Origin of the sequence: Pseudomonas sp. NUPR-001, assembly GCF_052147955.1 — a bacterium.
GTDB lineage: Bacteria > Pseudomonadota > Gammaproteobacteria > Pseudomonadales > Pseudomonadaceae > Aquipseudomonas.
The window spans coordinates 4,926,792-4,939,622 of record NZ_CP197353.1 but is presented as its reverse complement, the minus strand read 5'-3'; the positions used below and the strand labels follow the sequence as shown (position 1 = coordinate 4,939,622).

Below are 12,831 nucleotides of genomic sequence, written 5' to 3'. Positions count from 1 at the left end.
CCCTGATACACGAAAGCCCCGCTCACCGAAGTGAACGGGGCTTGCTGGTCAGCGTGCTTAGAAGTGCACGGCGGTGGTCAGCAGGGCAGTGCGGCCCGGGGCCTGGTTGGCGTAGTGAGCGCCGTAGGCTTTGTCGTAGTAGACCTCGTTGGTGAGGTTTTGCACGTTCAACTGCAGGTCGACGTTTTTGGTCAGCTTGTAGCTGGCCATTGCGTCGTAACGCCAGTACGAATCGACCATCACGCTGTTGGTGACGTTGCCGAAGACGTCGTCAGAGTAGAACGCACCACCACCGACGGTGAGCTTCGGCGTGACGTTGTAGGTGGTCCACAAGGTCAGGCTGTTGTTCGGCGTGTTAGGCATCTGGTTGCCGTCGTTGTAGCCGTCGACCAGCACACCTTTCACGCTCTGGGAGCCACCGTCGACCAGCTCGGAGTCGAGGTAGGTGTAGCCGGCGAACACTTGCCAGTTGTTGGTCAGCTTGCCAGTAGCGGTCAGTTCCAGGCCGTCGACGCGGCTTTTACCAGCATTCTGGTAGGTGTTGGCGTCGACCAGTACGCGGGCGTTCTCTTTTTCGGTGCGGAAGACCGCAGCCGTCAGGTTCAGGCGCTGATCCAGCAGATCCCACTTGGTACCAATTTCATAGTTGGTGGTTTCTTCCGGTTTCAGCTCGCTGGTGGTGGTAGCGGTCAGCAAAGGGTTGCCGTCGCTGCCTTCACCCAACGAAGCACCGGCAGGCGTCGCCGAGGTCGCGTAGGAAATGTAGATGCTGCCGTTTTCAGCAGGCTTCCAGGTCAGGCCCAGTTGACCGGTGATGAACTCACTGGTGTCTTCGGTTTTGAATTGAGTAACGGCACCCTGTTTATTCAAGGCTTTGGTCTTGGCCTTGGTCTCAAAGTGGTCGTAACGCAGGCCCATGGTCAGCAACCAGGCCGGGTCCAACTCCAGTGTGTCGGTCAGGTAAATGGCACGGGTGCTGCCAGCGGTATCGGTGCCCAGATCGTTACGCGCAACGCTACCGCCCCATGCTTCATTCGGGTCGGGGTTAGGGAATGACGTGCACACGCCCGGAATCAAACCTTCGCCGGTGGAGCAATCGCCTGATTTGAACCCGGTAACGTCGTAGCCTTCTTTGTTCGAGACTTCGCGGCTCAGCTCAATACCGGTAGAGAAAGTGTTCTTGAACCCGCCGATGTACACCTCACCGAACAGGTCGGTCTGGTTGGTGGTCGTGGTGGTGTTCGCCACGCGGTTGTTCGGACGGCGCCATACTTCGCCTTTGAGGATGTTGCCCTTGCTGTCGTCCGGCTGGCTGTAGATGTAGTCCTGCAGGGTGCTGCCGTGACGCAGGGTGTTCTTGATCGTCAGCGAGTCGCTCAGGTCATGTTCCAGGGCGATGGTGGCGATGTCTGCACGGCTCTTGTAGAAGTCGCGATCGACCAGGCCGTAGAAATTGTTGCTGTCGCCGCCGTCAGTCGGCTTGTCGGGGTTCGCCGAAGTACGGTTGGCCGAGCTACCGGACTTCAGGCTGTAAGGGATACCGGAGTCTGGCAGGTCGTTGCTTTCTACGTGGTAGTAGTCCAGGTACAGGCGGGTTTCTGTGCCCAGGCCGAATACCAGCGACGGCGCCACGCCCCAACGGTCGTAGTTGACTTCATCGCGACCGGCGACATTGCTTTCGTGGCTCATCAGGTTCAGACGGAACGCCGCGGTGTCGAGGAACTGGTAGTTGCCATCGAAGGTGTAGCGTTGGGTCTGGTCCGAGCCCCAGGTGAATGCGCCGTCGGTGGAGTTACCCAGGTGCGCGCGCTTGCTCACCAGGTTGATGGTGCCGCCTGCAGCGCCGCGACCGCCGATGGCCGAGTTAGGGCCCTTGGCCACTTCTACCGATTCAATGGCAAAGATTTCACGGGTTTGCGAGCCGGTGTCACGCACGCCGTCCAGGTACATCGAACCTTGGGAGTCGAAGCCGCGAATGAACGGGCGGTCGCCGGACGGGTTGCCACCTTCACCGGCACCCATGGTGATACCCGGTACAGTGCGCAAGGCGTCCTGCAGGGTGAGGGCGTTGGTGTCCTTGATGACTTGCTGAGGGACCACCGTCACGCTGCGCGGGATATCGATCAGCGGCGCGGTGTACTTCGGCGAAGAGGCACTTTCCACCTTGTAGTCGGTGTTTGCCGCATCGGCCTGACCGGTCACGCTGGTAGCGTCCAGGGCAATCGCGCCGTTCTTGGCTGGCTCGGCTTCTGCGGCATACGCCATGTGCGCTGCAGAGGTGGCAGTGAGTGCCACGCCGATGGCGGAGGCGAGCAAGCGTGGTGAACTGACAGCGGTTGGCACGTAGTGACGCGGCATGGTGGTCCCCTTCCCCGGTTTCAAAGGCCGCGAAATATAATGTAAACAAATATGAGTAACAATTGAGAAGGATTGCTATTTGTTCGAAATTTACAATCTTTACAATTTGTAACTTCCGGATTGCTGAGCTGAAACGTCGCACCCATCTGAAAAGGCTTGTGGTTGATCAATGGGAATCAATACCATTGGCATCTCTTTTGCTCACAGGTGCCTGCGCCATGCTGCTACACATCTCCGGACTGTTCTCCACCGAGGAAGTCATGCGTATTCGTGAAGCGCTGGAGCAGACCGAATGGGCAGACGGCAAGGTCACCGCGGGCTATCAGTCGGCCAAGGCCAAGCACAACCTGCAACTGCCCGAAGGCCATCCGCTGGCCAAGGAAATCGGCACGGCCTTGATCGAACGCTTGTGGCAGCACCCGACGTTCATGTCGGCGGCATTGCCACACAAGGTGTTTCCGCCGTTGATCAATTGCTATCGCGAAGGGGGCAATTTCGGTTTTCACATCGACAACGCCTTGCGTCAGCCCCGTGGCAGCCACGAGCGGGTGCGTACTGACCTGTCCTCAACGCTGTTTCTGAGCAACCCTGAGGATTACGACGGTGGTGAACTGGTGATTCAGGACACCTACGGCGTACAGCAGGTGAAGCTGGCCGCAGGCGATCTGGTGCTGTACCCGGGCACCAGCCTGCACAAGGTCAACCCGGTGACCCGGGGTGCACGCTACGCTGCGTTCTTCTGGACACAAAGCCTGGTGCGCGAAGACAGCCAGCGCGCCTTGCTGTTCGAGATGGACAACGCCATCCAGGCGCTGACCGCCGACATGCCCGAGCACCCGGCGTTGATCCAACTTACTGGTACCTACCACAACCTGTTGCGCCGCTGGGTCGAGGTCTGAGTCATGGCTTTTGCGTTGCGTAACCGCCAGGAACTGGACAGCGAGCAGTTCAGCCAGATGCTTGAACACAGCCCAGCCAAGGCAGCCCAGGCGATATTGGCGGCGGCCGGGCAGGGCATCGTCGAGGCGCAATTGTTGCTGGGGCAGATCCTGCTCGACGGCCGTGGCATCGAGAAAGACCCAAGCCTGGCGCGGCGCTGGTTTGCCATTGCCGCCGAGGGGGGCAGCGTCATGGCTGACAACATGCTCGGGCGCTGCCTGGAGCATGGCTGGGGCGGTGAAGTTGATCAGGCTCAGGCCGCACGTCACTACCGGCAGGCAGCACAGCGTGGGCTGGACTGGGGGCTCTACAACTACGCCAACCTGTTGGCCACAGGCCGTGGTGTCAGTCAGGATCATGTGCTGGCACTGGCCTGTTACCGGCAGGCGGCCGAGCAGGGCCACGCCAAGTCGATGAATCTACTGGGTCGTTATCTGGAAGATGGCGTGCATTGTCCGGGTGATGTTCAGGGTGCACAGCGCTGGTATCAACGCTCGGCTGAGGCCGGGGATTTTCGTGGGCAGTTCAGCCATGCCGGGGTATTGGCCGCTCAAGGGCGCACACAAGATGCCTTGATGTGGTTGCAGCAAGCGCTGGAGGGCGGTAACGCGAATTTTCTGCGAGTAGCCGGACCTGCGCTGGAGCACGCAGAGCAGCCTGAAATTCGCAGCCTGGCACAGGCGTATGCCGCACGTTTGGCGCAGTTGCAAGCACAGGCTTGATCGGTGGGAGCGGGCTTGGCCCGCGATTGCGGTGTGTCAGACAAACCGCAATCGCGGGGCAAGCCCGCTCCCACAAGTGGTGCAAGACAGTTGCCCCCACAAAGGGCCGGTGAAGCCTTAGCCAAAAAAACGGGCCTTTCGGCCCGTTCTTCATTACAGATAGAAGGCTTTCAGCGGCGGGAAGCCGTTGAACTCTACGGCGCTGTAGCTAGTGGTGTAGGCGCCGGTCGACAGCCAGTACAGGCGGTCACCGATGGCCAGGTTCAGCGGCAGGCCGTACTTGTAGTGCTCGTACATGATGTCGGCGCTGTCACAGGTCGGGCCTGCGATAACCACTTCTTCCATTTCACCTTTCTTCTCGGTCCAGATCGGGAACTTGATGGACTCGTCCATGGTTTCGATCAGGCCGGAGAATTTGCCCACGTCGGTGTAGACCCAACGCTCGACAGCGGTACGCGACTTACGTGCTACCAGCACCACTTCACTGACCAGAATGCCGGCGTTGGCGATCAGCGAACGGCCTGGCTCAAGGATGATTTCCGGCAGGTCGTCACCGAAGTCTTCCTTGAGGAAACGGATGATTTCTTCAGCGTAGGTTTCCAGGCTGTTGGTACGGGTGATGTAGTTGGCCGGGAAGCCGCCACCCATGTTGATCAGCTTGAGTTCGATGCCGTCTTCTTCTTTCAGGCGTTCGAAGATCACTTTGACCTTGGCGATCGCCGCATCCCAGACGCTGATGTCACGCTGTTGCGAACCAACGTGGAACGATACGCCGTAAGGCACCAGGCCCAGGTCGCGGGCGAGGATCAGCAGGTCCATGGCCATGTCGGTCTGGCAGCCGAATTTGCGCGACAGCGGCCAGTCGGCAGTGGTCGAGCCTTCAGTGAGAATGCGCACGTAAACCTTGGAACCCGGTGCCGCCTTTGCGATGTTGCGCAGGTCGGCTTCGGAGTCGGTGGCATACAGACGCACGCCCTTGTCGAAGAAGTAGCGGATGTCCTTGGACTTCTTGATGGTGTTGCCGTAGCTGATGCGATCAGGGCTGACGCCACGGCCAAGCACTTTGTCCAGCTCGTAGATCGAGGCGATGTCGAAGCTCGAGCCTTTTTCCTTGAGCAGGTCGATGATCTCGACGGCAGGGTTGGCCTTGACCGCGTAGTAGACCTTGGCGAATTCGAAACCGGCGCGCAGGTCATCGTAGGCCTGGCTGATCATCTGCGTGTCGATGAGCACGAACGGGGTTTCTTGCTTGTCGGCGAATGCCTTCATTTTCTGGAAGGTATCGCGCGCGAAGTAGTCTTCGACCTGAATCGACATGCTTAGGGACTCCATGGGCAAACTGAATAAAAAAGTGGCTGCAACTGAACGCCCTCCGTATCCCCACTTTGGTTCGCCTACTTCCCAAGGCATGTCGCCGAAAGCAAAAAGGTCAACCGTGCGTGATAAAGCGAGCTACGGGTGACCTTGCTGTCTCGTCGTCAGTACTTGAGCCGGATGGATCGTTTCCAGCATGGACGTTCGGCGCGAACTTTAGGACCTGAGGGGCTCAAGATCAACAAAAAACGTCGCGATTTTGCACACGTTTGTCGCCCCGTCTTGGCCAGCCACTTTGTAACCGACCCAGGTAAACAGTAGGCGTTCAATTTGATGACAAAAGCGTTAAAAATACCGATATACCCAGAGAACGTTCAGGGATTCGGCAAGTTCGCTTGTGTATCCCCTGATCGGCGAAATTAGCGACCAAAGCGTTAAAAAAGCCTCAAATAGGTGCGTGAGAAGCAGCGGGTTGCTGCACCGAGAAAAAGGCCCAGCCGTTCGATTTTTTTTTCGTACCTTGCAGCGCTTTCCAGGGTGTCCAGCGGCAAATTTTTTTTGCCCGCAGCACGCTTCGTCGCCCACCAAGAACTTCAATTGCCCGACTTAATAAGAAACATTACTATTCGCGTCATTCTCCACGCTTGGCGAAGACCCTGCATCGTGTCGCGACACAAAGGCTTTGTTGACCACTACCATGAGCTGATCGGCACCTGGACGCGCAAGTTGCGCAATCGCCAGCAGGCCGAGGATCTGGCACATGATGCCTTTGTGCGGGTGCTGGAAAATGACCAGGCCGGTGTCGAGCAGCCGCGCGCCTATCTGCACCAGACCGCGCGTAACATTGCCGTGGATGGCTACCGCCGCGAAGACCGCCGTCAGGCCGTTGAACAAGACATCATCGATCCCGGCAGCGACCTCAGTGGCGACCCGGAGGCTTACATGCATGCCATCGAGCTGGCAGACAGCGTTGAGCGGGCCCTGGCGCAGTTGCCGCTGAACTGCCGACGGGTGTTCATCTGGCAGAAACTCGAAGGGCTGACCCAGGCGGAAATCGCCGAGCGCATGGGCTTGACCAAGAACATGGTCGAAAAGTATATGATTCGCACGCTCCGGCATCTGCGTGAGCACCTGGATGTGTCGACGAGATGAGTCAGGCGAATGTTTTCATGAATAACGATGCGTGCCCGTGTGGCCGAGAAGCCGTGCGCGATGAGGCAGCCCAATGGTTTGCCCGCCGCTGCGACGGCGCGCTGAGCGCAGAGGCGCAGGCGCAACTCGATACCTGGTTGGCACAGCACGTTCAGCATCAATACGAATACGATGTGCTCGCCCAGCTCTGGGGCGCAGCCGATGCGCTGCCGCGTGCGCGTCTTGAGGCTTTGTGCCAGGCAGACCCGGTGCGCCAACTGCCACGTCGGCGCTTCATTCAGCAAGCCTTGGCGGCGAGTGTGGCTGCAGCGGCAGTGGGGTTGGGCTGGTTCGGTTGGCAGCATCATCAGCTCAACTATCAGGATCAGCTTCACACTGCACTCAACGAGCGCCGCCAGATCGATCTGCCGGATGGCTCGCATCTGGAACTCAATGGCCGTACGCAACTGACGGTCGACTTCAGTGCCGGGCAACGGCGCATCCAGCTGACGGCCGGCGAAGTGATGTTCAGTGTCGCCCACGATAGCGCGCGGCCATTTGTCGTGAGTACCGCTCAGGGCACGGTCACGGTCACGGTCACCGGTACCCGTTTTGACGTGCGCCTGGACCCGGCGCGCACTCGGGTAGCCGTGGAGCAAGGCTCGGTCAACGTGCAAGGCAGTGATGCCAGCCAGGCATTGCTCACCGCCGGGCTTGGCTCCCACATCGATGCCCGCGGCACGGTCGCCAAACCCTATGCAGTGGACGCTGCTGCACTGACCGCCTGGCGCAACGGCAAGCTGGTGTTCAATGACGCACCATTGAGCGAAGTGGTTGAGGAAGTCTCGCGTTATCGCGCTCAACCCCTGCGCGTTGCCGATGGAAAAGTAGGCGCGCTACGCCTGAGCAGCACCTTCAGCAGTGACGATACCGATGCGTTGTTGCGGGCCCTGCCGAGCATCCTGCCCGTGGCTATCAAGACCCATGCCGATGGCTCCAGCGAAATAATTTCAAAATAAATTCAGGTTTTTTTTCAGTTGTTCGTCTTCCTGGCCAACTGCAACTGCCAAGCATTTCCATTTGCATGCAGATGGCATTTTATCCGGCCCCTCAGGATTTCTCGAAGACGTGAACAACAACAAGTTTTCCCCGCGTTCTGCACCACGCTTGCGTACCCGACTGCTGCCTCTGGCGCTGGCCCTGGCGGTCAGTGGCGGTATTGCCAGCAGCTATGCTGACGAGCCTACAACCGCTATCCAGATCCAGGCCCAGCCGCTGGCTTCGGCCCTGAGCCAACTGGGACAGCAAACCTCGCTGCAACTGTTCTTCAGCCCTGAGCTGGTCGCCGGCAAGCAAGCCCCGGCCGTGTCGGGCACCCTGGCGCCGGAGCAGGCGTTGCAGACGCTGCTGCAAGGTAGCGGGCTGACCTACGAGATTTCCCAGGGCACCGTGGTGCTCAAACCTGCCCAGACCGCTGGTACTTTGACCACGGGCAGCCTTGAGCTGGCACCCACCGACGTCAAAGTCGTAGGCGACTGGCTGGGAAACGCTGAGGAAACGGTGGTGCAGAACCATCCGGGGGCGCGTACGGTAGTGCGTCGTGAAGCGATGGTCGAAGAAGGCGCGATGAACGTGCGCGATGCATTGCGTGGCATTCCCGGCGTACAGGTGCAGGATTCGAACGGTACCGGCGGCAGTGACATTGCACTGAACGTTGGTGTGCGCGGCCTGACTTCGCGTTTGTCGCCACGCTCCACTGTGCTGATCGATGGTATTCCGGCGGCCTTCGCCCCGTATGGCCAGCCGCAGTTGTCGATGGCGCCGATCTCTTCGGGCAACCTCGACAGCATCGACGTTGTGCGTGGTGCAGGCTCGGTGCGTTATGGCCCGCAAAACGTCGGCGGGGTCATCAACTTCGTCACTCGGGCGATTCCGGAGAAGGCTACAGGTGAGCTGTCGACCACCATGGAAACCTCCCGTCATGGTGGTTGGAAGCATATCGAGTCGGCGTTTCTCGGTGGTACCGCTGACAACGGCCTGGGCGCAGCATTGCTGTATTCCGGGGTCAACGGCAATGGCTACCGCAGCAGCAACAACGACAACGACATCGATGACGTGCTGCTGAAAACCCACTGGGCGGTCACCGACAGCGATGAACTGTGGCTGAACTTTCACTATTACGATGCCAAGGCCGACATGCCCGGCGGTCTGACCCAGGCGCAGTTCGATGACGACCCGTACCAGTCCGACCGTGACTACGACACCTTCAGTGGACGGCGCAAAGACGTATCGCTCAAGTACCTGCGCCAGATCGACGATGTCACCCAGTTCGAAGTGTTGACCTACTACACCGACAGCTTCCGTGGCAGCAGTATCGCCGCCCGTGACCAAGAGACCTTGTCGTCGTACCCGCGCAGCTACCACACCTTCGGGATCGAGCCTCGCCTGTCGCGGATCTTCTTCGCAGGCCCGACCACGCAGGAAGTCAGCGTCGGTTACCGCTACCTTAAAGAAGCGATGCACGAGCAGGCGACTCGCCTGGCTTTGATCGACAACGTACCGACCCCAGCACCTGGCTCTGACGGCCATGTGTACCAGGACCGTACCGGTGGCACTGAAGCCAGTGCGTACTACATCGACGACAAGATTGATGTCGGCAACTGGACCATCACCCCCGGTATCCGTTTTGAACACATCAACACCGATTGGCACGAGCGCCCGGTGATCGGTACTGATGGCAAGCGGGTGCAGGAGAAAAACCGCAGCATCTCCAGCAACGAACCGTTGCCAGCGCTGAGCGTGATGTATCACCTGTCGGATGAGTGGAAGCTGTTTGCCAACTACGAAACCTCGTTCGGCAGCCTGCAGTACTTCCAGCTTGGCCAGGGTGGTAAGGGCGACCAGACCGCCAATGGCCTGGAGCCGGAAAAAGCCAAGACCTATGAAATCGGTACGCGCTACAACAACGGCACCTGGGGTGGCGAGCTGACCGCGTTCTACATCGACTTTGACGATGAGCTGCAGTACATCAGCAACGACATTGGCTGGACCAACCTCGGCGCTACCAAGCACCAGGGGATTGAAGCGTCGGTGCGCTACGACCTGTCGGGCCTCGATCCGCGCTTGCAGGGCCTGAGTGCCAACGCCGGCTTCACTTACACCCGCGCCACCTATGAAGGCGAGATCCCCGGCTTCAAGGGTCGCGACCTGCCGTTCTACTCGCGGCAAGTGGCGACTGCCGGGTTGCGTTACCAGATCGATCGCTGGACCTGGAACCTCGATGCCTTCGCCCAATCGAAGCAGCGTGCGCCGGGTACCGGGATGAACAAAGACGGCAGCTTCAACGGCAACTACATCACCGAGCCAAGTGCTGATGGCCAGTACGGTGACATTCCAGGTTATGTGACCTGGGCTGCGCGTGGTGGTTATGACTTTGGCCAGGAACTGTCGAACCTGAAGCTGGCGGCGGGGGTGAAGAACATCTTCGACAAGCAGTACTACACCCGCTCAAGCGACAACAACTCGGGTATCTACCTCGGCGAGCCGCGCACCTTCTACGTACAAGCCAGCGTAGGCTTCTGATCCCGTAGGAGCGGGCTTGCCCCGCGATTGCGATGTGTCAGTCATATCGCAATCGCGGCGCAGAGAGATCAGGCCAGAGCTTCAGCCGGTGAGACGATGCTGGTCTTGCCGCCGCGCGAACGCCCTGAACTCAGGTAAGCGGCAATCGATTCCTGAGTGACTTCACCGAGAAACACTTGCTCGGCATCGAGCACCGGCAACCACGAGCGGTTGAACTCATACATGCGTGACAGCAGGATGCGCAGGTGCTCATCGTGTGCAGCGGTGGCATTGAAGCTGCGCAGGAAGTCACTGCAGCTGCCTTGCTGGCGGTGCAGGTCGCGTCGGCGCACGTAGCCCATGGCTTTGTTCTGCGCATCAGTTACCACCACATAACGCCGGTCGTGCTCATCCATCAACTCCAGCGCTTCGCTGACCGGCGTTTGCGGGCTCACCGATGGCGCATTGTCGGCGGCGTCTTCGGCACGTACCAGCAGCAGGCGCTTGAGGGTGCTGTCCTGGCCAACAAAGTTGCTGACAAAGTCATCGGCCGGGTGCGCCAGCAGGGTGTCGGGATGGTCGATCTGAATCAATTTGCCAGCGCGGAAAATCGCAATCTTGTCGCCCAGTTTGATCGCTTCGTCGATGTCATGGCTGACCATGATCACCGTCTTGTTCAACGCGCGTTGCATCTCGAAAAACTCGTTCTGGATCATCTCGCGGTTGATCGGATCGACCGCGCCGAACGGTTCGTCCATCAACAGCAACGGTGCCTCGGCCGCCAAGGCGCGAATCACACCGATACGCTGTTGCTGACCACCGGATAGCTCACGCGGGTAGCGCTGCAGATACTGCTTAGGCTCAAGCTTGATCATGCTCATCAGCTCGCGTGCGCGCTCGTGGCATTTCTGTTTGTCCCAGCCGAGCAGGCGCGGGACCACGGTGATGTTTTCCTCGATGGTCATGTTGGGAAACAGGCCGATCTGCTGAATGACATAGCCAATGCGCCGGCGCAGGGTCACTTCGTCCAGGCCGCTGGTGTCTTCACCGTTGATCAGCACCTTGCCCGAGGTCGGGGTGATCAGGCGGTTGATCATTTTCAAGGTGGTGCTCTTGCCGCAACCGGACGGGCCAAGGAATACGCAAATCTCGCCTTCATTGACGGTCAGGCTCACGGCGTCGACGGCTTTGACGTCTTTACCGTTGGCGTGGAAGGTCTTGCTCAGGTGTTGAAGTTCGATCATTTGCGCAGTCCTTCTGGAGTCAGGGCACGTTGCAGGATTTGCAGCAGCAGGTCAGCGAAGATGGCCAACAGGCTCACCAGCAAGGCGCCGACCAGCAGCATCGACATGTCGCTACGGCTGATGGAAGTCAGGATGAGAACGCCCAGGCCACCGGCGCCAATGGTCGCGGCGATGGTCATGACGCCGATGTTCATCACCACGGCGGTACGCACGCCCGCGAGGATCACCGGCACGGCAATGGGCAGCTCGACCATGCGCAGGCGCTGGCCGAAGGTCATGCCGATGCCACGTGCGGCTTCACGGATACCGGGCTCGACATTGGTCAGCGCCAGGTAGGTGTTACGCAGGATTGGCAGCAGTGAATAAAGAAACACGGCAGTGATCGCCGGCAGCGGCCCCAGCCCCTGGCCGAATTTCGAATAGAACGGCAGCAGCAAGCCGAACAGGGCGATTGAAGGAATGGTCAGCAGCACCGTGGCGCAGGCTTGCAGTGGACCGGCGAGGGCCGGAAAGCGGGTCATCAGAATGCCCAGCGGCACACCGAAGAGAATCGCCAGGCTCACGGCAATACCGACCAGGGTGATGTGTTGCCAGGTCAGTTGCAGCACCTGGGCCCAGTCCAGATGAATGAAAGTATCGAGCATGGTCATGGCTGCTCCTGTGCAGGTGGATGCTGGCGCAGGTACTCGGCGGCTACCTTGCCTGGGCTCTGGTGCTCGACGTCGACTTTGGCGTTGAGCTCCCGCATGGTCTGGTCATCCAGTTGCTCGGCCAATGGCTTGAGCAGGGTTGCCAACTGCGGGTGAGCATCGAGGACTTCCTTGCGCACCACCGGGGCGGCGGTGTAGTCGGGGAAGTAGTGTTTGTCGTCTTCGAGCAGCTTCAGGTTGAAGGCGCTCAGGCGGCCGTCAGTGGTGTACACCAGACCACTGAACACCTGGCCGTTGCGCAGCGCGGTGTACACCAGGCCTGCATCCATCTGGCGGATGTTGCGGCGGGTCAGTTGCAGGTCGTAGGTTTCAGTGAGGCCGACCAGTCCGTCGGGACGGTTGGCGAATTCGGTATCCAGGGCCACCAGGTGGTCGCGGTCCTGTTCCTCACGCAGCACCTGGTTCAGCTGGCTGATGGTGTTTACCTGCGGGTACTGCTCAGCGATCTTGTGCGGCAGGGCCAGGGCGTAGGTGTTGCTGAATTTCGACGGGGTCAGCCAGATCAGGCCTTTTTGCGCATCTAGCGCCTTGACCTTGGCGTAGGTGGCCGCCGCGCTGGGCATGCGCTCTTCGATATGGTTGTAGGACACCAGCGACACCCCGGTGTATTCCCAGACCATGTCCAGCTGCCCGGTTTCGTGCGCGCTGCGCGCCAGATTGCTGCCCAACCCACCCGTGATGCGTACATCGAAACCATGCTGATTGAGGTAGCGAGCAGTGATTTCGGCCAGCACGGTTTGCTCGGTGAACACCCGCGCGCCGAGGCGAATCACAGGTTTTGTCGCGGCGTGGGTAAATCCCGAGAACAGCAGGGCCGCGCCCAGTAACAAGGCGATTCTTTTCATTGGAGTT

General features: G+C 59.6%; 10 protein-coding genes. 5 read left to right on the top strand and 5 right to left on the bottom strand.

Going from position 1 to position 12,831, the window contains the following annotated elements; all coding sequences use genetic code 11:
• Positions 1–57: 57 nt before the first annotated feature.
• Positions 58–2,358, bottom strand: coding sequence for a TonB-dependent receptor (locus ACP6KB_RS22610; protein ID WP_442109478.1), 2,301 nt, complete (start codon positions 2,356–2,358; stop codon positions 58–60).
• A 218-nt stretch (positions 2,359–2,576) separates the two neighbouring features.
• On the opposite strand from ACP6KB_RS22610, the gene ACP6KB_RS22605 reads away from it, so the two are divergent.
• Both ACP6KB_RS22605 and ACP6KB_RS22600 read left to right on the top strand, forming a co-directional pair.
• The gene (locus ACP6KB_RS22605; RefSeq protein ID WP_442109477.1) at positions 2,577–3,257 is read left to right on the top strand and encodes a Fe2+-dependent dioxygenase; all 681 of its coding nucleotides are present in this window, start codon (positions 2,577–2,579) and stop codon (positions 3,255–3,257) included.
• 3 nt (positions 3,258–3,260) lie between these two features.
• Positions 3,261–4,019: a tetratricopeptide repeat protein gene (locus ACP6KB_RS22600; RefSeq protein ID WP_442109476.1), complete on the top strand. Its 759-nt coding sequence runs from the start codon at positions 3,261–3,263 to the stop codon at positions 4,017–4,019.
• 153 nt (positions 4,020–4,172) lie between these two features.
• On the opposite strand, the gene ACP6KB_RS22595 is transcribed toward ACP6KB_RS22600, so the two are convergent.
• Positions 4,173–5,336: a type III PLP-dependent enzyme gene (locus ACP6KB_RS22595; protein ID WP_442109475.1), complete on the bottom strand. Its 1,164-nt coding sequence runs from the start codon at positions 5,334–5,336 to the stop codon at positions 4,173–4,175.
• 660 nt (positions 5,337–5,996) lie between these two features.
• On the opposite strand from ACP6KB_RS22595, the gene ACP6KB_RS22590 reads away from it, so the two are divergent.
• The 3 genes from ACP6KB_RS22590 to ACP6KB_RS22580 all read left to right on the top strand — a co-directional run bounded on the left by ACP6KB_RS22590 (position 5,997) and on the right by ACP6KB_RS22580 (position 10,046).
• Positions 5,997–6,485, top strand: a complete 489-nt coding sequence (locus ACP6KB_RS22590) for a sigma-70 family RNA polymerase sigma factor (RefSeq protein WP_442109474.1) — start codon at positions 5,997–5,999, stop codon at positions 6,483–6,485.
• A 17-nt stretch (positions 6,486–6,502) separates the two neighbouring features.
• Positions 6,503–7,483 carry a FecR family protein gene (locus ACP6KB_RS22585; protein WP_442109473.1) on the top strand — a complete coding sequence of 327 codons (981 nt, stop codon included), beginning with the start codon at positions 6,503–6,505 and terminating at the stop codon, positions 7,481–7,483.
• A gap of 109 nt (positions 7,484–7,592) precedes the next feature.
• Positions 7,593–10,046 (top strand): TonB-dependent siderophore receptor, encoded by a 2,454-nt coding sequence (locus ACP6KB_RS22580; RefSeq protein ID WP_442109472.1) that lies wholly within the window; start codon positions 7,593–7,595, stop codon positions 10,044–10,046.
• Positions 10,047–10,114: 68 nt separating this feature from the next.
• On the opposite strand, the gene ACP6KB_RS22575 is transcribed toward ACP6KB_RS22580, so the two are convergent.
• The 3 genes from ACP6KB_RS22575 to ACP6KB_RS22565 are packed head-to-tail and all read right to left on the bottom strand — an operon-like array spanning position 10,115 to position 12,824.
• Positions 10,115–11,269, bottom strand: coding sequence for an osmoprotectant ABC transporter ATP-binding protein OsmV (locus tag ACP6KB_RS22575; protein WP_442109471.1), 1,155 nt, complete (start codon positions 11,267–11,269; stop codon positions 10,115–10,117).
• Positions 11,266–11,919 (bottom strand): ABC transporter permease, encoded by a 654-nt coding sequence (locus ACP6KB_RS22570; RefSeq protein WP_442109470.1) that lies wholly within the window; start codon positions 11,917–11,919, stop codon positions 11,266–11,268. The genes ACP6KB_RS22575 and ACP6KB_RS22570 overlap by 4 nt, the downstream gene beginning before the upstream one ends.
• Positions 11,916–12,824 (bottom strand): glycine betaine ABC transporter substrate-binding protein, encoded by a 909-nt coding sequence (locus tag ACP6KB_RS22565; RefSeq protein WP_442109469.1) that lies wholly within the window; start codon positions 12,822–12,824, stop codon positions 11,916–11,918. Before ACP6KB_RS22565 ends, ACP6KB_RS22570 begins: the two co-directional genes overlap by 4 nt.
• Positions 12,825–12,831 lie beyond the last annotated feature (7 nt).

Excerpts from the sequence above, each read along its gene's own strand:
- ACP6KB_RS22600 (WP_442109476.1), top strand. The coding sequence starts at position 3,261 with ATGGCTTTTGCGTTGCGTAACCGCCAGGAACTGGACAGCGAGCAGTTC.
- ACP6KB_RS22570 (WP_442109470.1), bottom strand. The coding sequence starts at position 11,919 with ATGACCATGCTCGATACTTTCATTCATCTGGACTGGGCCCAGGTGCTG.
- ACP6KB_RS22575 (WP_442109471.1), bottom strand. The coding sequence starts at position 11,269 with ATGATCGAACTTCAACACCTGAGCAAGACCTTCCACGCCAACGGTAAA.
- ACP6KB_RS22610 (WP_442109478.1), bottom strand. The coding sequence starts at position 2,358 with ATGCCGCGTCACTACGTGCCAACCGCTGTCAGTTCACCACGCTTGCTC.
- ACP6KB_RS22565 (WP_442109469.1), bottom strand. The coding sequence starts at position 12,824 with ATGAAAAGAATCGCCTTGTTACTGGGCGCGGCCCTGCTGTTCTCGGGA.
- ACP6KB_RS22605 (WP_442109477.1), top strand. The coding sequence starts at position 2,577 with ATGCTGCTACACATCTCCGGACTGTTCTCCACCGAGGAAGTCATGCGT.
- ACP6KB_RS22585 (WP_442109473.1), top strand. The coding sequence starts at position 6,503 with ATGAATAACGATGCGTGCCCGTGTGGCCGAGAAGCCGTGCGCGATGAG.
- ACP6KB_RS22595 (WP_442109475.1), bottom strand. The coding sequence starts at position 5,336 with ATGTCGATTCAGGTCGAAGACTACTTCGCGCGCGATACCTTCCAGAAA.